Source organism: Cupriavidus sp. CER-90 (assembly GCF_057652055.1).
This window is the reverse complement of sequence record NZ_JBYGYM010000002.1, coordinates 1,181,904-1,199,450: the sequence shown is the minus strand read 5'-3', so window position 1 is coordinate 1,199,450 and position 17,547 is coordinate 1,181,904. Positions and strand designations below refer to the sequence as shown.

At 66.6% G+C, this 17,547-nt stretch carries 17 protein-coding genes; 14 read left to right on the top strand and 3 right to left on the bottom strand.

The window, feature by feature from the left end:
* Positions 1 to 134: 134 nt before the first annotated feature.
* The 5 genes from AC24R4_RS16075 (at position 135) to AC24R4_RS16055 (ending at position 6,125) form a co-directional block, all read left to right on the top strand.
* Entirely contained in the window at positions 135 to 1,199 is a 1,065-nt protein-coding gene (locus AC24R4_RS16075) for a homocysteine S-methyltransferase family protein (protein ID WP_153946156.1), read from the top strand.
* Between the two features lie 37 nt (positions 1,200 to 1,236).
* The gene (gene metH, locus AC24R4_RS16070) at positions 1,237 to 3,984 is read left to right on the top strand and encodes a methionine synthase (protein WP_400394460.1); all 2,748 of its coding nucleotides are present in this window, start codon (positions 1,237 to 1,239) and stop codon (positions 3,982 to 3,984) included.
* 328 nt (positions 3,985 to 4,312) lie between these two features.
* Positions 4,313 to 4,702 (top strand): hypothetical protein, encoded by a 390-nt coding sequence (locus tag AC24R4_RS16065; RefSeq protein ID WP_487523339.1) that lies wholly within the window; start codon positions 4,313 to 4,315, stop codon positions 4,700 to 4,702.
* 312 nt (positions 4,703 to 5,014) lie between these two features.
* A complete protein-coding gene (locus AC24R4_RS16060) occupies positions 5,015 to 5,647 on the top strand; it encodes a response regulator (protein WP_061956399.1) in 633 nt (210 codons plus the stop codon).
* Between the two features lie 70 nt (positions 5,648 to 5,717).
* Positions 5,718 to 6,125 carry a response regulator gene (locus AC24R4_RS16055; RefSeq protein ID WP_400394031.1) on the top strand — a complete coding sequence of 136 codons (408 nt, stop codon included), beginning with the start codon at positions 5,718 to 5,720 and terminating at the stop codon, positions 6,123 to 6,125.
* A gap of 72 nt (positions 6,126 to 6,197) precedes the next feature.
* Here the strand turns inward: AC24R4_RS16055 and AC24R4_RS16050 are convergent, their stop codons facing one another.
* The gene (locus tag AC24R4_RS16050; RefSeq protein WP_400394032.1) at positions 6,198 to 7,589 is read right to left on the bottom strand and encodes a sensor histidine kinase; all 1,392 of its coding nucleotides are present in this window, start codon (positions 7,587 to 7,589) and stop codon (positions 6,198 to 6,200) included.
* A gap of 281 nt (positions 7,590 to 7,870) precedes the next feature.
* Between AC24R4_RS16050 and AC24R4_RS16045 the strand changes: the two genes are divergently transcribed.
* Together AC24R4_RS16045 and AC24R4_RS16040 are read left to right on the top strand one after the other, a co-directional pair.
* Complete coding sequence (locus tag AC24R4_RS16045; RefSeq protein WP_153946447.1) at positions 7,871 to 8,035, top strand: DUF1328 domain-containing protein; 165 nt, start codon at positions 7,871 to 7,873, stop codon at positions 8,033 to 8,035.
* Between the two features lie 72 nt (positions 8,036 to 8,107).
* A complete protein-coding gene (locus AC24R4_RS16040) occupies positions 8,108 to 8,527 on the top strand; it encodes a hypothetical protein (RefSeq protein ID WP_400394033.1) in 420 nt (139 codons plus the stop codon).
* A gap of 325 nt (positions 8,528 to 8,852) precedes the next feature.
* Here the strand turns inward: AC24R4_RS16040 and AC24R4_RS16035 are convergent, their stop codons facing one another.
* Positions 8,853 to 9,173, bottom strand: coding sequence for a DUF1840 domain-containing protein (locus tag AC24R4_RS16035; protein ID WP_153946150.1), 321 nt, complete (start codon positions 9,171 to 9,173; stop codon positions 8,853 to 8,855).
* 186 nt (positions 9,174 to 9,359) lie between these two features.
* Between AC24R4_RS16035 and argS the strand changes: the two genes are divergently transcribed.
* The 5 genes from argS (at position 9,360) to AC24R4_RS16010 (ending at position 14,481) form a co-directional block, all read left to right on the top strand.
* Positions 9,360 to 11,180, top strand: coding sequence for an arginine--tRNA ligase (argS, locus tag AC24R4_RS16030; RefSeq protein ID WP_400394035.1), 1,821 nt, complete (start codon positions 9,360 to 9,362; stop codon positions 11,178 to 11,180).
* Positions 11,181 to 11,234: 54 nt separating this feature from the next.
* Positions 11,235 to 11,972: an SPOR domain-containing protein gene (locus AC24R4_RS16025; protein WP_400394036.1), complete on the top strand. Its 738-nt coding sequence runs from the start codon at positions 11,235 to 11,237 to the stop codon at positions 11,970 to 11,972.
* A gap of 114 nt (positions 11,973 to 12,086) precedes the next feature.
* Positions 12,087 to 12,725 (top strand): thiol:disulfide interchange protein DsbA/DsbL, encoded by a 639-nt coding sequence (locus tag AC24R4_RS16020; protein WP_400394037.1) that lies wholly within the window; start codon positions 12,087 to 12,089, stop codon positions 12,723 to 12,725.
* Between the two features lie 131 nt (positions 12,726 to 12,856).
* On the top strand, positions 12,857 to 13,654 hold the full coding sequence (locus AC24R4_RS16015; RefSeq protein ID WP_487523338.1) for an SDR family oxidoreductase: 798 nt from the start codon (positions 12,857 to 12,859) through the stop codon (positions 13,652 to 13,654).
* On the top strand, positions 13,654 to 14,481 hold the full coding sequence (locus tag AC24R4_RS16010) for a helical backbone metal receptor (protein ID WP_400392459.1): 828 nt from the start codon (positions 13,654 to 13,656) through the stop codon (positions 14,479 to 14,481). Before AC24R4_RS16015 ends, AC24R4_RS16010 begins: the two co-directional genes overlap by 1 nt.
* Here AC24R4_RS16010 and AC24R4_RS16005 read toward each other — a convergent pair.
* The gene (locus AC24R4_RS16005; protein ID WP_400392426.1) at positions 14,478 to 15,554 is read right to left on the bottom strand and encodes an MBL fold metallo-hydrolase; all 1,077 of its coding nucleotides are present in this window, start codon (positions 15,552 to 15,554) and stop codon (positions 14,478 to 14,480) included. The two genes, AC24R4_RS16010 and AC24R4_RS16005, sit on opposite strands and share 4 nt — an antisense overlap.
* A 176-nt stretch (positions 15,555 to 15,730) precedes the next feature.
* Here AC24R4_RS16005 and AC24R4_RS16000 point away from each other — a divergent pair, with 176 nt between their 5' ends.
* Positions 15,731 to 16,156 carry a MerR family transcriptional regulator gene (locus AC24R4_RS16000; RefSeq protein WP_400392429.1) on the top strand — a complete coding sequence of 142 codons (426 nt, stop codon included), beginning with the start codon at positions 15,731 to 15,733 and terminating at the stop codon, positions 16,154 to 16,156.
* A 167-nt stretch (positions 16,157 to 16,323) separates the two neighbouring features.
* On the top strand, positions 16,324 to 17,505 hold the full coding sequence (locus AC24R4_RS15995) for an isovaleryl-CoA dehydrogenase (protein ID WP_153946144.1): 1,182 nt from the start codon (positions 16,324 to 16,326) through the stop codon (positions 17,503 to 17,505).
* Positions 17,506 to 17,547: the final 42 nt, after the last annotated feature.

Sequence of the window (17,547 nt, the reverse complement as noted above, 5' to 3'; positions counted from 1 at the left end):
CCGCGCCAGGCGCAGCAGGCCGGGGCCGGGCGCCCGCCCGCAATCCCTTGATCTACCTGATAAAATCGCCCTCTTGCCCAAATTTGCGCATTCGGCCCGCCGGCCGGGCGCGCGCATCACGACCAGGCCCCACCATGAGCGCAGTCCATTCCGCCCCCCGCCCCTATACCCGGGCCGCCAGCCTGCCCCGGCTGCTGCGTGAACGCATCCTGATTCTCGACGGCGCCATGGGCACGATGATCCAGCGCTACAAGCTGGGCGAGGCCGAGTACCGTGGCACGCGTTTCGCCGACCATCCGGTCGATGTGAAGGGCAACAACGAACTGCTGCTGCTGACGCGTCCGCAGGTCATCAGCGAGATCCACGAGCAGTACCTGGCCGCCGGCGCCGACCTGATCGAGACCAATACCTTCGGTGCCACGGGCGTGGCGCAGGAAGACTACAAGATGGCGTCGCTGGCGTACGAGATGAACGTCGAGGCGGCCCGCCTGGCGCGCGCCGCCTGCGACAAGTACAGCACGCCCGAGAAGCCGCGCTTCGTGGCCGGCGCATTCGGCCCCACGCCGAAGACGGCCAGCATCAGCCCCGACGTCAACGACCCCGGCGCGCGCAATATCACCTTCGAGGAACTGCGCGATTCGTATTACGAACAGGGCAAGGCGCTGCTCGAAGGCGGCGCCGATGTGTTCCTGGTCGAGACGATCTTCGACACGCTGAACGCCAAGGCCGCGCTGTTCGCGATCGACCAGCTGTTCGAGGACACCGGCGAGCGTGTGCCCGTGATGATCTCGGGCACCGTGACCGACGCGTCGGGCCGCATCCTGTCGGGCCAGACCGTGGAAGCGTTCTGGAACAGCCTGCGCCATGCCAGGCCGGTCACGTTCGGCCTGAACTGCGCGCTGGGCGCCACGCTGATGCGCCCGTACATCGCCGAGCTGGCCAAGGTGTGCGACGCCGCGGTGTCGTGCTATCCGAACGCCGGCCTGCCGAATCCGATGAGCGACACGGGCTTCGACGAAACGCCCGATGTCACGTCCGCGCTGGTGGAGGAATTCGCCGCCTCGGGCCTGGTGAACCTGGTGGGCGGCTGCTGCGGCACCACGCCCGACCACATCGCCGCCATCGCCCGCCGCGTGGCCGACAAGACGCCGCGTGCCTGGCCGGGCCAGTATCGCGAAGACGCCGAACAGGCCGCCTGAACACATCGTACGCACCGAGCATTAGAGAAGACACATCATGAGCCAGAGCAAGCTGCCCCCGCGTCCGATGCGCCTGTCCGGCCTGGAGCCGTTCCTGATCGATGACGACACGCTGTTCGTCAACGTCGGCGAGCGCACCAACGTCACCGGTTCCAAGGCATTCGCCCGCATGATCCTGAACGGCCAGTTCGACGAGGCGCTGGCCGTGGCCCGCCAGCAGGTCGAAAACGGCGCCCAGATCATCGACATCAACATGGACGAGGCGATGCTCGATTCCAAGGCGGCGATGGTCCGGTTCCTGAACCTGATCGCGTCGGAGCCCGACATCGCGCGCGTGCCGATCATGATCGATTCGTCGAAGTGGGACGTGATCGAGGCCGGCCTGCAGTGCGTGCAGGGCAAGGCCGTGGTGAACTCGATCTCGCTCAAGGAAGGCGAGGAGCAGTTCCGCCACCACGCCACGCTGATCCGTCGCTATGGCGCTGCCAGCGTGGTGATGGCCTTCGACGAAAAAGGCCAGGCCGACACCTTCGAGCGCAAGACCGAGATCTGCAAGCGCAGCTACGACGTGCTGGTGAACGAGGTGGGATTCCCGCCCGAGGACATCATCTTCGACCCGAACATCTTCGCGGTGGCCACGGGTATCGAGGAACACAACAACTACGCGGTGGACTTCATCGAAGCCACGCGCTGGATCAAGCAGAACCTGCCCTACGCCAAGGTGAGCGGCGGCGTGTCGAACGTGTCGTTCTCGTTCCGCGGCAATGACACGGTGCGCGAGGCCATCCACACCGTGTTCCTGTACCACGCGATCGAAGCGGGCATGGACATGGGCATCGTCAACGCCGGCCAGCTTGGCGTGTACGACCAGCTGGACCCGGAACTGCGCGAGCGCGTGGAAGACGTGGTGCTGAACCGCCGCGACGACGCCACCGACCGTCTGCTGGAGATTGCCGACCGCTTCAAGGGCGGCGGCCAGAAGAAGGAAGAGAACCTGGCCTGGCGCGGCACGCCAGAGGCGCCGGTGCCGGTGGGCGAGCGTCTGGCCCATGCACTGGTGCACGGCATCACCACGTTCATCGTCGAGGACACCGAGGAAGTGCGCCAGCAGGTGGCGGCGCGCGGCGGCCGCCCGATCGAGGTGATCGAGGGCCCGCTGATGGACGGCATGAACATCGTCGGCGACCTGTTCGGCGCGGGCAAGATGTTCCTGCCGCAGGTGGTCAAGAGCGCCCGCGTGATGAAGCAGGCCGTGGCGCATCTGCTGCCGTTCATCGAGGAAGAAAAGCGCCTGCTGGCCGAGGCCGGCGGCGACGTGCGCGCACGCGGCAAGATCGTGATCGCCACCGTGAAGGGCGACGTGCACGACATCGGCAAGAACATCGTGTCGGTGGTGCTCCAGTGCAACAACTTCGAAGTGGTGAACATGGGCGTGATGGTGCCGTGCAACGAGATCCTGGCGCGGGCCAAGGTCGAGGGTGCGGACATCGTCGGCCTGTCAGGGCTGATCACGCCGTCGCTCGAGGAAATGGCCTACGTGGCCTCGGAGATGCAGCGCGACGACTACTTCCGCGTGAAGAAGATTCCGCTGCTGATCGGCGGCGCCACCACGTCGCGCGTGCACACGGCAGTCAAGATCGCGCCGAACTACGAGGGCCCGGTGGTCTACGTGCCGGATGCCTCGCGCTCGGTCAGCGTGGCGTCGAGCCTGCTGTCCGACGAGGGCGCGGCGAAGTACCTGGACGACCTGAAGTCCGACTACGACCGCATCCGCGCCCAGCACGCCAACCGGAAGGCCACGCCGATGGTGTCGCTGGCCGAGGCGCGCGCCAACAAGACGCCGCTGGACTGGAGCACCTACGTGCCGCCCAAGCCGAAGTTCATCGGCCGGCGGGTATTCCGCAACTACGACCTGTCCGAGCTGGCCAATTTCATCGACTGGGGCCCGTTCTTCCAGACATGGGACCTGGCCGGAAAATTCCCGGACATCCTCAACGACGAGATCGTCGGAGAGTCGGCCCGCCGCGTGTATTCGGACGGCAAGAGCATGCTGGCCCGCCTGATCCAGGGCCGCTGGCTGACCGCCAACGGCGTGATGGCGCTGCTGCCGGCCAACACCGTCAATGACGACGACATCGAGATCTACACGGACGAGTCGCGCAGCAAGGTGGCGCTGACCTGGCACAACCTGCGCCAGCAGAGCGAACGCCCGGTGGTGGACGGCGTGCGCCGTCCGAACCGCAGCCTGGCCGACTTCGTCGCGCCGAAGTCGAGCGGCGTGGCGGACTACATCGGCGTGTTCGCGGTCACGGCGGGCATTGGCGTGGACAAGAAGGAAGCACAGTTCGAAGCCGACCACGACGACTACAGCGCGATCATGCTCAAGGCGCTGGCCGACCGGCTGGCCGAGGCCTTTGCCGAATGCCTGCACCAGCGCGTGCGGACCGACCTCTGGGGCTACGACGCGGCCGAGACGCTGAACAACGACCAGCTGATCGCCGAGGCGTACCGCGGCATCCGCCCGGCGCCCGGCTATCCGGCCTGCCCGGAGCACACGGTCAAGGCGCCGATGTTCGAATTGCTGGACGCCGCCGAGATCGGCATGGGCATTACCGAGTCGCTGGCCATGACGCCGGCCGCGTCGGTGAGCGGCTTCTACCTGTCGCACCCTGACTCGACGTACTTCAGCGTCGGCAAGATTGGCCAGGACCAGCTGGACGACATGGCGGCGCGGCGCGGCGAAGACCGTACGACGCTGGAACGCGCGCTCGCGCCGAACCTGTAAGCAGCTTCGCCGCAGCTGTAAGCAGTTGCAATGACCGGGGCGCCGCGTAACAGCGGCGCCCCGGTTTTTTTATGGCGCGCGCCCGCTGCCGAAACCACGGCGACGGCCGTTGAAACATAAGGGAAATACGATGAAATCGTTGCCCGGCCGGCGTGCGGGGCGATCGGCAGGCCATGTTTGCAATGTCTTCACGACTGCTTACAGAAGCTGACAAGTGCTCACACCCGGCCCGGGGCGGCTCCATAGACTGGAACCCAGTTCACGTGACACCGCGTGAATGCCGCAGCGAATGTTTCGCTGCGGAGCATTCAGTAAAGGAGTCTCTCCCATGAAGAAGCTGCTGATCTCCCTGTCCGCCCTGTCGATTGCTGCCGCCTCGTCGTTTGCGATGGCCCAAGGCACTGGTGCCTCGGTTGGCACCCAAGCGGGCGTCGGCGCCTCCGTGAACGCCACCTCGCAGAATGCCAGCCCGAATGCCGGGCTGAATGCCGGCGGCGCGGCCGGTGGCGCGGTGACCCCGGCCAGCCCGAGTTCGGCGGATCCGGGCAGCAAGGCCGGCCTGGGTGCGAAGTCGGGCGCCGACACCTCGCTGTCGTCGACCCCGACCGACAAGGAAAACAAGGGCAAGCACACCGGCCACGCCAAGGCCAAGTCGAAGAAGGGTGACCTGGGCGCCAATGCCGGAGCCGGCGCGGACGCCGGCACCAAGATCCAGTAAGCGCCGGACGGGATGCGGGCGGGCCCCTCCAGACCGCCCCATCCCGGCAGTATGCAAATGGACTGACGGACGCCTTCGGGCGTCCGTCTTGCATTTGGGGGAAGCGTCACGTGGGTACGCGTCGCACTGCAGCATTTTCCGGCCGCCTGCGCCGGCGCGCGGCGCGGCGCGGCCCGGGTTGCGGATGTCGCCGTGGCGCGTCATGTCAGCCTGACACCGACATATTCGGCGTCGCGCCGGCACTACAATGCAGGAAACCGGCCCGGGCCGTGCTTCGGCAGGCGGGCCGCCCCCCTCACCGTGGAGACACCGATGATCCGCGTCTTGATCGCCGACGATCATGAGATCGTGCGTGCCGGTCTGCGCCAGTTCATTTCAGAGGAACCCGACATCAAGGTGACGGGCGAAGCCGCCAGCGGCGACGAAGTGATGGCGCAGTTGCGCGACAGCGAGTTCGACGTACTCGTACTCGATATTTCCATGCCGGACCGAAACGGCATCGATGTGCTGAAGCTGATCCGGCAGCGGTTGCCCAACCTGCCGGTGCTGATCCTGTCCACCTATCCCGAAGACCAGTACGCGATCAACCTGATCCGTGCCGGCGCGTCGGGCTATCTGACCAAGGAATCGGCGCCGGATGACCTGGTAAAGGCCATCCGCACGGTGGCCCAGGGCCGCCGCTACGTGAGCCCCACCGTGGCGGACCTGCTGATCGGCGGGCTCGACAAGCCGACCGAACAGCCGGTGCACCAGACGCTTTCCGAGCGCGAATTCCAGATCTTCTGCAAGCTGTCACGCGGCCAGTCGGTCTCGGTGATCGCCGACGAACTGTTCCTGAGCGTGAAAACCGTGAGCACCTACCGCTCCCGCATCCTGGAGAAGATGGGCATGAAGACCAATGCCGACCTGACCTACTACGCCATCAAGAACGGGCTCGTGGAATAGGGCGGACCTTGGATTTCTCGTGCCAGAACCGTTGATCGTCCATTTCTTCGCCTGACAGGTGCCAAGCGCCATGCCGGAGCAAGCCACGGCCTCCTCGAACCGTTCGCTGCGGGTCCTCCTGATCGAGGACTCCGAAGTCTTGCGGGGCATGCTGCTGGAATATCTGACGGCCTTTCCGTTCGTCGAGTCGGTGGACTGGGCCGATACCGAGAGCGGGGCGGTGAAGCTGGCCACCCATGGCCGGTACGATGTGTCGATCGTCGACCTGCAGCTGCGCCAGGGCAACGGCATCAACGTGCTGCGCGAAATGCAGAAGGCCGGCCTGTCCGGCATCCGCATCGTCTACACCAACCATGCGCAGGTGTCGATGTACCGCCGTCAATGCGCCGAGGCCGGCGCCGACTATTTCTTCGACAAGTCGCTCGAACTGGAACAGGTGTTCCGCGTGATCGAGGACTACGCGACCTCCGCCTCCTAGCTTGCACTTGTGGATAGCCGTTTGACGAAGCGGGCCCACGCCCCCGGCTGCGGATCCGCCCTGGCCGGGCACTCAGATTTCGGTGGTCTCTTCCGGCGGCGCCAGGACCGACGTGGTCAGCGGCACCTCGACGCGGATCGATACCCCCTGGCCAGGCGCCGAATCGATGTGCATCGTGCCGCCGAGCGCCAGCACCCGCTGTTCCATCCCCAGTAGCCCATGATGGCCGGCGGTGCTGCCCGCGTCGAAATCGGGCGGCAGGCCGCGGCCGTCGTCGCGGATGGTCAGCGTCAGCTGCTGCGGCGTGCAGGCCAGCGACACCGAGATATGCCGGGCCTCAGCGTACTTGCTGGCGTTATTCAGCGATTCCTGCACGATCCGGTACAGCGCGATGGCGGCGTTGTCGCGCAGCGGCGGCAGCGACTCGGGCAGGTCGACCTGGGTTTCCCACTGGTTGCGGGCGCCCACGTCTTCCACCTGCTGCACGATGGCCTCGCGCAGCCCCAGGTTCAGCAGCACCGTGGGCCGCAGGTCTTCGATCAGCCGGCGCTTGATCTGGATGGCCTGGTCGGCATGCTGCATCACGCGCGTGATCTTGTCGCGCGCCTCGGGGTGTGTCTGCTGCACCCGCATCTTCACCCAGTGCAGGTCGAGCTTGATGGCGGTCAGGATGGCGCCCAGTTCGTCGTGCAGTTCGCGCGACAGCCGCGTCTTTTCGTCCTCGGTCACGCGCTGCAGGTGGGCCGCCAGCGCGGACAGCTGGCGCGTGCGCGCGCGCACCTTGCGATCCAGCCGCGCGCTTTCCTCTTCCAGTTGTTCGCGCGCGGCCTCGGCCATCGTCATGCGGCGCTGATGGCCCATGCCCACGGCCACCAGCAGCAGGATGTTGATGGCCGTCAGCAGCCCGATGCCGTAGCGCGACAGCTGCAGGTCGTGCTCGGCCGCTTCGAGGTTGTGGGTGACCGTGCCCGATTCGCGCACCTGCAGGTGTTCCAGGCCGCGCCGCGCGCTTTCCATGGTCTGCTTGCCGAAGTCGGTGCGAATCATGTCCAGCGCCACATCGACGTCGCGCTTGCCATAGACCAGCGTCAGCGCCATCTCGTTGAGCTTGCGCGTGACGAACTGCGACGCCTCGCCGAACTGGCGCAGCCCTTCCGGATCATTGGCGTAGTGCTGGCGGATGCGCGACATCAGTTCGCTGATATGGGGCAGCGCCTTGTAGTACGGGTCGAGGTAGCTTTCCTTGCCGGTCAGCAGGTATCCGCGCTGGCCGGCCTCGGCGTTGACCAGTTCGGCGATCAGCTCGCCCAGGTCGCTTTGCAGCTGCTGCGAGCGGATGGCTTCGGTGTAGCCCTCGCGCAGGCGCAGGTTGCCGGTCTCCGACGCAATCAGCACGGCCAGTGTCAGCACGATGCCGCCGGCGAGCAGCAGGGTGTTTCTCAGGAGTAGGGAATGCTTGGCCATCGGAGGTTGCTGGTGGATGCGCCGCCGCGCCGGGGCGGAAGAGCGGCCATGGAATCACATCGTCATGGTGCGGTCAATCGTACCCGGGCGGCTGGCGTACCGCATCCGGCGCGAAGCGGCGCGCGCTGTAGGACTTGGCTGACATCTGAATCGGTCTCGAATCGGTGTGCGGTCCAAGGGTGGAACCCTACGATGAGGCTATGAGCTTGCGCACCGTGGCGCAAGCCGAACGCAGCACCGGCCGCCAGGCGGGTGTGCTCGCTAACCTCGGGAGACTGGTCATGCTGTACTACGCACTCGTCTTTTTCATTGTCGCCCTGGTGGCGGCGCTTTTCGGCTTTGGTGGTATTGCGGCCGGCGCGGTGGAAATCGCGAAGATCCTGTTCTTTATCTTCCTGGTCGTGGCGCTGGTCGCCGCGGTAATGGGGCTGGTGCGTCGACGGTAAGCGCAGCAGCACGCGTTGCCTGACCGGGGGACCGGCGGGCAACTCCGCCAGGGACTGGACATAGGAGTACCCATGCTCACGCAGAATCCAAAGATCCGCAAGGAAATCAATCATTTGCAGGACAGCGCCGATTCGGCTGTGCGCCAGATCCGGAATGCCGCGCGTGATACCCGCGATGCGGTCGGGCCGGTGTCGGGCGAGGTCAAGGCGCTGATCGCGCAACTGCAGCAAACGATCGACGTGCTGGCGCACGAAGGCTCCGCCGAAGGCATGGCCGCTGGCCGTCGCCTGCGGGCCCGCGCGCAGGAGCTGAGCGGCCGCGTTCGCGATCGCAGCCTCGACGGCATGCACTGGGCACGCGATCAGGTGGATGTGGCCGTCGACCACGGCCGGCAGCGCGTGGTGGATTCGCCACTGAAGGCGGTCGGCGTGGCCGCGCTGGTTGGCGCCTGTATCGGCCTGCTGCTGGCCGGCCGGCGCAACGGCGAATAGATCACCGGCGGCTGGCGGCCCAGGTCGCCGGCGCCCCAGGGATACGCAGGCAGAACAAAACGTTCAAGGGTCTCTCCCCTTACCCCTGCAGCAACCCCCTTTCCGGATATATCCCTGATCCGGGACGCCCGGGCACCAAGCGGTGTCCGGGTTCTTTTTTTTGCGCGCCACCCATCGATGGCGACAACCTTTCAGTTTGCTTTCTGCGGGGAGGCAAGTCGGGGCGGGCGGCGCGGACGGGCCGCCGTTCGGCGACGCGTACCGGCGTCGCGCATGGCGCGCCGGTGGGGCTGACGATCAGGCCGGGGGTGGCGGCGATGCGGGCTCAGACGCCCCACATCACGTCGGAGCCTTCCTTCTGCGACAGGCGCAGCATGTCCAGGAACGGGTAGGCGCGCTGCCCCAGGTGCAGGGGCTCCTCTTCCCGGTCGTCTTCCGGGCCCGGGTGTATCGTGGTGTCGGCCGGGTGGACCTTCCTGGCGTCCTGGACGGCGGCTTCCAGCTTGCGGATTGCCGCCGGCAATTCCTCGGTCGTGATCACCCCACGTTCGCCCAGATGCTTGCCGATGATGCCAAGCAGCGTGATGGCAAGATCCTTCATCATGATCAGGTCTTGCGCCGCGTGGGATTTGAAGGTGATCAGCATGATGTTTCCTTTCACGAGTGGCGACATGGGTGGCGCGGGGCGCAGAGGTCGTCGCATGATGTCAGCATAGCACCTGATAAAATTCCGCGTTTCCCGATTTCCACTGCCGGCGCACGGGGCGGGGCCTTCACTTTTTGGCCCGCCCGAGCCCCGGCGGCATTTCCGCTTTCGAAGGCCCAGACATCCATGCTGCCTGTTCAGACCTCCCAACTCGCCGCCGCATTCACCGATGCCGTACGCGCGCTCGCCCCGGCCGACGCCGCCCTGCCCGCGGTCACGTTCGAGCGCCCCAAGCAGGCGGCTCACGGCGATCTGGCGTGCAACATCGCCATGCAGGTGGCCAAGGCACTGAAGACCAACCCGCGCGAACTGGCGCAGAAGGTGGTGGACGCGGTTGCCGCCGATCCGCGCGCATCGGCGTTGGTGGCGGCGCTGGAGATCGCCGGTCCCGGCTTCATCAACCTGCGCCTGAGCCCGGCGGCCCGCGCCGAGGTGCTGCGCGCGGTGCTGGGCGACGGTGACCGCTACGGGGCCCGTCCGGCCGGCGAGCATGGCCAGGTGCTGGTGGAGTTCGTGTCGGCCAACCCGACCGGCCCGCTGCATGTCGGCCACGGCCGCCAGGCCGCGCTGGGCGACGCGCTGGCCAACCTGCTGGCCTGGCAGGGCTGGAAGGTCCATCGCGAGTTCTATTACAACGACGCCGGCGTGCAGATCCACACCCTGGCGGTGTCGGTCCAGGCACGGGCGCGCGGGCTGAAGCCGGGCGACGCGGGCTGGCCCGAATCGGCCTACAACGGCGACTACATCGCCGACATCGCCGCCGACTTCCTGGCCGGCAAGACGGTCTCGGCATCGGACGGCGAGCCCGTGACGGCGTCGGGCAACGTCGAGGATCTGGAGTCGATCCGCAAGTTTGCCGTGACCTACCTGCGCAACGAGCAGGACATCGACCTGCAGGCGTTCGGCGTGAAGTTCGACCGCTACTACCTGGAATCGTCGCTGTACAGCGACGGCCGCGTGGAAGCCGCCGTGCAGTCGCTGATCGGCCGCGGCAAGACGTACGAGAGCGAAGGCGCGCTGTGGCTGCGCACGACCGACGACGGCGACGACAAGGACCGCGTCATGAAGAAGAGCGACGGCACCTATACGTACTTCGTGCCGGACGTGGCCTACCACACCACCAAGTGGGAGCGCGGCTTCGCCAAGGTCATCAACGTGCAGGGCAGCGACCACCATGGCACCATCGCCCGCGTGCGCGCCGGCCTGCAGGGCCTGGATATCGGCATCCCGCAGGGCTACCCCGACTACGTGCTGCACAAGATGGTCACCGTGATGAAGAACGGCGAGGAGGTGAAGATCTCCAAGCGCGCCGGCTCGTACGTGACCGTGCGCGACCTGATCGAATGGAGCAACGGCGGCGACGAGACCATCCGCGGCTGCCTGGAAGCCGGCGTGGCCGACTGGCCGGCGCACTTCACGCGCGGGCGCGACGCCGTGCGCTTCTTCCTGCTGTCGCGCAAGGCCGACACCGAATTCGTGTTCGACGTGGACCTGGCGCTGAAGCAGAACGACGAGAACCCGGTGTACTACGTGCAGTACGCCCACGCGCGCATCTGCTCGATCTTCGAGGCCTGGGGCGGCGCCGACTGGGAGGCGCGCCTGCCGGAACTGGCCAGCGTGGACCTGGCGGCCGTGACCGCCGCCGACGTGAGCCCGCAGGCCATCGCGCTGGGCCGCCGCCTGGCCGAGTTCCCGGACATGCTGGCCGCCGCCGCCGGCGAACTGGCGCCGCACGCGGTGGCGTTCTACCTGCGCGACCTGGCGGGCGACTTCCACGCGTTCTACAACGCCGACCGCGTGCTGGTGGACGATGAAACGGTCAAGCGCGCCCGCCTGGCGCTGCTGGCGGCCACCCGGCAGGTGCTCAAGAACGGCCTGGCCGTGATCGGCGTATCGGCGCCGCAACGGATGGACCGTGCCCCCGAGCAGGAAACGCCCGCGGCCTGAACTGCGCGTCATCGGACTGGCTCTATAATCCCCGGCAACACCGAAGAGGACTCCATGCAACACAATGCAAAGCGCGCCCCGCGCGCCGTCCGCCATCGCCAGACGCAGCGTGGCGGCACGTTCCTGGGCCTGGTGCTCGGGCTGATCGTCGGCCTGGCCATAGCCGTGGTCATCGCGCTGTACATCACCAAGTCGCCCGCGCCGTTCAAGGGCAATGGCAACAGCGGCCCGGCGCCGCGTCCGACCGAGCCCGGCAACGTGGCCAGCACGCTGCCCAACCCGACCCAGCAGGCGCAACAGGCCCAGCCGGGCGCCGAGCCGGCCGATCCGAACAAGCCGCTGTGGAGCAAGACGCCCGCCAAGCCGGTGGGCCAGCCCGAACAGCCGGCCGCACAGCCGCCCGTGGCCACCAGCCGTCCGGCCGAGGCGCCCGCCAGCAATGGCGCGGTGGCCAGCAAGCCGGCCGAGAAGCCGGCCGAAAAGCCCGCCGCGCGTCCGGCCGAAAAGCCGGTGGCCGACCCCATCGCCGAGATTGCCCAGGCCGATGCCAACAAGGTGGGCTACCTGCTGCAGGTGGGCGCGTTCCGCTCCCAGGACGACGCCGACCGCCAGAAGGCCAACCTGGCCATGCAGGGCTTCGAGGCCAAGGTGACCGACCGCGACGTCAACGGCGTCAAGATGTACCGCGTCCGGCTGGGGCCGTTCAACCGGATCGAAGACATGAACCGTGCGCGCGACCGCCTGCAGTCGGCCGGCTTCGACGCTTCGGTGATCCGTTTCACGAAGCAGTAATCCGGCGAAATATTCTGTCCGGGGCGGGCTGGCGCGAACCATGTGCCGCCGCCCCGGTCTTAGACGCTATCCCATCGCTCGTCGAGCACGTTCAACCCGTAAGGCCCTTCTGACATGAAGAAAATCGCCGCACTGATCGCCACCGCTGCCGCCGTAGGCGGCCTGCTGATGTCCGCGCCCGCCGCCATGGCCGCGCCGACCGAAGGCAAGGACTACACGGTTCTGAAAGCCCCGCAGCCGGTGCCGGCCGGCAAGATCGAGGTGACCGAGTTCTTCTGGTACGGCTGCCCGCACTGCTACGATTTCGAGCCCGAGCTGGAAGCCTGGGTCAAGAAGCAGGGCAAGGACGTGGTGTTCAAACGCGTGCCGGTGGCCTTCCGCGACGACCTGCTGCCGCATACGAAGATCTTCTATGCGCTGGAGTCGCTGGGCAAGGTCGATGCCATGCACACCAAGGTGTTCGACGCCATCCACAAGCAGCGCAAGCGCCTGCTGACCCCCGATGACATCGCCGATTTCATGGCCGCCAACGGCATCGACCGCAAGCAGTGGCTGGACACCTACAACTCGTTCTCGGTGACCACCGCCGCGCAGCGCGCCAACAAGATCGCCGACGCCTACAAGATCGATGGCGTGCCGACCGTGGTGGTGCAGGGCAAGTACGAGACCTCGCCGTCGATCGCCGGCACCAAGTCCGCCGCCGTCCAGGCCATGGACTTCCTGGTCACCGGCGTGCGCGACAAGAAGCTCTGATCGACCGCCGTCCCGGCCGGATCGATACCAACAGCCCGGTGCAGCCGATGCACCGGGCTGTTTTGCTTCTGGCGCTTCCGGCACCTTGACGCGCCGGCCTCTCGACGGCCACCCGCGCTATATTCGCACCCATGAACCCCCAGAAAATCTTCCTGACCGGCGCGTCCAGCGGCATTGGCCAGGCCCTGGCGCGCGCCTATGCCGAACAGGGCGCGACGCTTGGCCTGGTGGGCCGACGTGAGGACGCGCTTCGCGCCTTTGCCGCCAGCCTGCCCGATCCCGCCGCCGTGCGCATCTACGCCGTCGATGTCCGCGACGCCGACGCCATGAACGCGGCGGCGTCCGACTTCCTGGCCAATGTCGGATGCCCTGACGTGGTCGTCGCCAACGCCGGTGTCTCGGTGGGCACCGTCGCCAGCGAGCGCGAAGACCTGGAAGTCTTCCGCACGGTGATGGATACCAACTGGTTTGGCACGCTGACCACATTTCAGCCATTTCTGGCGCCGATGCGCGCGCAGCCGGTCGGGCCGGACGGCTGGCGCGGCACGCTGGTCGGCATTGCCAGCGTGGCGGGCGTGCGCGGCCTGCCGGGGGGCGGCGCGTACAGCGCATCGAAATCGGCCGTGATCAAGCTGCTGGAAAGCTTGCGGCTGGAACAGTCGCGCGAGCGGATTCGCGTGGTGACGATCGCGCCGGGCTACATCCGCACGCCGATGACCGCGCATAACCCGTACAAGATGCCATTCCTGATGGACGCCGACGTGTTTGCGCAGAAGGCCGTGCGCAAGATCGGCGCCGGTACGCGCTTTGCGGTGATTCCGTGGCAGATGGGCGTGGTGGCGTCGCTGCTGCACGTGATGCCGCGCTGGCTCTACGACGCGCTGTTTCGGCGCGCGCCGCGCAAGCCGCGGCAGTCCAGGCGCGCATGATGTGGACCGATGCGGTTGGCCAGTCTCACGGCCCGGCCGAAGGCGCCGTGCGCATCGCGTCGCTGGTGCCGTCCATCACCGAATTGCTGTTCGACCTGGGGCTGGCTGACCAGATCGTGGCGCGCACCGGCTTCTGCATCCATCCGGAACCGGCAGTCCGCGCGGTAGCGAAGGTGGGCGGCACCAAGGACGTCAAGCTCGACCGCCTGCGCGCGCTGGCGCCGACGCATGTGATCGTCAATATCGACGAGAACCGGCGCGAGACCGTGGACGATATCCGAAGCTTCGTGCCGCATGTGATCGTCACCCATCCGTGCCGGCCCGCGGACAACTTCGCGCTTTACGCGCTGCTGGGCGGCATCTTCGGGCGGCAGGCCGAGGCGGACCGGCTGGCGGCCGACCTGCGGGCCGGGCTCGATGCATTGCGCAGCCGCCCATGGCCCGCGCGGCGGGTGCTCTACGCAATCTGGCAGGACCCGTGGATGACGGTGTCGCGCGATACCTATATCAGCCAGATGCTGGCGCTGGTGAACTGGGCCACCTGGCCGGACGCCACGCCGCAGGTGTGTGTCGATGGCGATTGCAGCCGGCCCAACGCGGCTGGCGACCGGTATCCGACCTTCCGCTGGAGCGATGCGCTGGTGCGCGACCTGGACGCCGTGCTGCTGTCCACCGAGCCGTACCGCTTCACCGAGGACCACGCCGACGCGCTGGAGCGGCAGATCGGCAAGCCGGTGCTGCTGGTGGATGGCGAGATGCTGTCGTGGTACGGCAGCCGCGCCGTGGCCGGCGCGCGCTACCTGAAGACGCTGGCGGAAGGGTTCTAGGCCTTCGTAAAGCGGATGACGCCGTCGTCGCCCACCTGCCGCACCAGTTCGCCGCGATGCCACAGCGCGTGCAGGTGCGCCAGCGCCTCGCCCATCGCGAATGTCAGCTGGTGGATGTCGAACTGGCGGCGGAAGATCACGCCGACGATGTCGTGCGCGTTGCACGGTTTCTCGGCGCAGGCGGCCAGCGTCTCGGCCAGGCGGTCGACATGGTGTTCGCGCAGTTGCTGGATCCGCGTGTGGAGATTGCGGAACGGCCGGCCGTGCGACGGCAGGATCAGCACGTCTTCGGGCAGATCGAGGTACTTGCCCAGCGAATCGACATAGCGCTGCAGCGGATTGGCCTCGGGCTCCATGTCGAACACGCTGACATTCGTCGAAATACGAGGCAGCACCATATCGCCCGAGATCAGCACGTTGGTGGCCGCGTTGTACAGCGCCACATGTTCGGGGGCGTGGCCGTAGCCCGTGATCACGCGCCACGCCGCGCTGGCCGGATCGGCGCCGATCTGGACGGTGTCGCCGTCCATCAGGCGGCGGTACTGGGTCGGCAGGTCCGGCACCAGCGACGGGTAGTAGCTCTTGCGGGCCCGCAGCTTTTCGAGATTGTCGGGGTCGGTCAGTCCATGGCGCGCGAAGTGGCTGGCCGCGAAGTCGCCGCCGGCATTGGAACCGACGCCCGAGCCGCCTGCCATCACGCGGGCCGACATGTAGTCGCCCAGGCTCATCCACAGCCGCACATCCCACCGCTTGCAGATCCAGTGCGCCAGGCCGACGTGGTCGGGGTGGCAGTGCGTGACCAGCACCCGCAGCACGGGCAGGCCTTCCAGCTCATTGGCGAAGATGGTTTCCCAGTGCGCCTGGATGGTGTCGTTGGTGATCCCGCAATCGACGATGGTCCAGCCGTCCCGGCCGTCGATGCGGTCGCGCAGCAGCCACAGGTTGATGTGAGCCAGCGCGAAAGGCAGCGGCATGCGCAGCCAGTACACGCCCGGCGCGACTTCCTGGCGCGTGCCGGGTTCGGGCATGGTGTCGCCAAACGGATATTGGAGCTGATGTTCGAGTGCGTTCATGGGGTTTGTCTCGTCGATAGCGGCGTACTCGGCCGGCACGCTCTTGTTCGGATTGTCATGCGCGACAGTTGACGCTAACGTTAACGTCAATTCGCAAGCCATGCACGTCATCTTAGACGAAAAAGTTGATGATGCAACGAATCCGCGAACGACCGTTCATTTTTGCAGGACGCCATATGTCGGCTCAGCCATCTTCCGCCACCTACACGATTACCGATCTTGCGCGCGAATTCGAAGTGACGCCGCGCGCGATCCGCTTCTACGAGGACCAGGGCCTGCTGTCGCCGGACCGGGAAGGCCCCAGCGGCCGCAAACGCGTCTACAACGGCCGCGAGCGCACGCGCCTGAAGCTCACGCTGCGTGGCAAAAGGTTAGGGCTTACTCTCAATGAAATCCGCGAAATTCTGGATCTCTACGAGTCGCCGCGTGACACCGCCCCGCAGCTTGAACGCTTCCTGCACCTGCTGGCCCAGCATCGCGGCACGCTGGAGCGGCAGCTCGACGACCTCCAGGCCCAGCTGGCCGAGATCGACCAGCACGAACGCCAGTGCAAGGCGCTGCTGGCGGCACACCATGACACGGGCCACACCCACACGGCCTGATCCCGCCGCGAAGCCGACACTTCGTGGCAACGCCAATTGACGTTTACGTAAACGTCAATAAAATAGCTCCCGACATCCCGATACCGAACCTTGCGCCGACCGCGACCGCACTGGCGACAGAACCGGCGACAGAGACAGACCCAGCGACAGAACCAGGAGACCACACCATGACCGAACTTCCCGGCCTCAAATTCGACCTTGGCGAAGACATCGAAATGCTGCGCGAATCGGTGCGTAGCTGGGCCCAGGCCGAACTGGCGCCGCGCGCTGGCGAGATCGACCGGACCGACCAGTTTCCGATGGACGCCTGGAAGAAGATGGGCGACCTGGGCGTGCTGGGCATCACCGTGGCCGAGGAGTACGGCGGCGCCAATATGGGCTACCTGGCCCACATGATCGCGATGGAGGAAATCAGCCGCGCATCGGCGTCGGTGGGCCTGTCGTACGGCGCCCACTCGAACCTGTGCGTGAACCAGATCCACCGCAATGGCACGGCCGCGCAGAAGGCAAAGTACCTGCCCAGGCTGGTGTCGGGCGAATGGATTGGCGCGTTGGCCATGAGCGAGCCGAACGCCGGGTCCGACGTGGTCAGCATGAAGCTGCGCGCCGACTTCAAGGGCGACCGCTTCGTGCTGAACGGCACCAAGATGTGGATCACCAACGGCCCGGACTGCGACGTGCTGGTGGTCTACGCCAAGACCGAACCCGACCTGGGCGCGCGCGGCATGACCGCCTTCATCGTCGAAAAGGGCATGAAGGGGTTCTCGGTGGCGCAGAAGCTCGACAAGCTCGGCATGCGCGGGTCGCACACCGGCGAACTGGTGTTCCAGGACGTGGAGGTGCCGGTGGAAAACATCCTCGGGGCCGAAAACGGCGGCGCCAAGGTGCTGATGAGCGGGCTGGACTACGAGCGCGCCGTGCTGTCGGGCGGGCCGGTCGGCATCATGCAGGCCTGCATGGACGTGGTCACGCCGTATATCCACGACCGCAAGCAGTTCGGCCAGAGTATCGGCGAATTCCAGCTGATCCAGGGCAAGGTGGCCGACATGTACACGACGCTGCAGGCCGCCCGCAGCTACCTGTACACGGTGGGCAAGAACCTCGACGCCCTGGGCACCGACCACGTGCGCCAGGTGCGCAAGGACTGCGCGGCCGTCATCCTGTACACGGCCGAGAAGGCGACCTGGATGGCTGGCGAATCGGTGCAGATCCTGGGCGGCAACGGCTATATCAACGAATATCCGGTGGGCCGCCTGTGGCGCGATGCCAAGCTGTACGAGATCGGCGCCGGTACATCGGAAATCCGCCGCATGCTGATTGGCCGCGAACTGTTCGCGGAGACGATGTAAACCGAGGTAGAACGCAGAAAGTGCCTCATAAGGCGTTCGTGG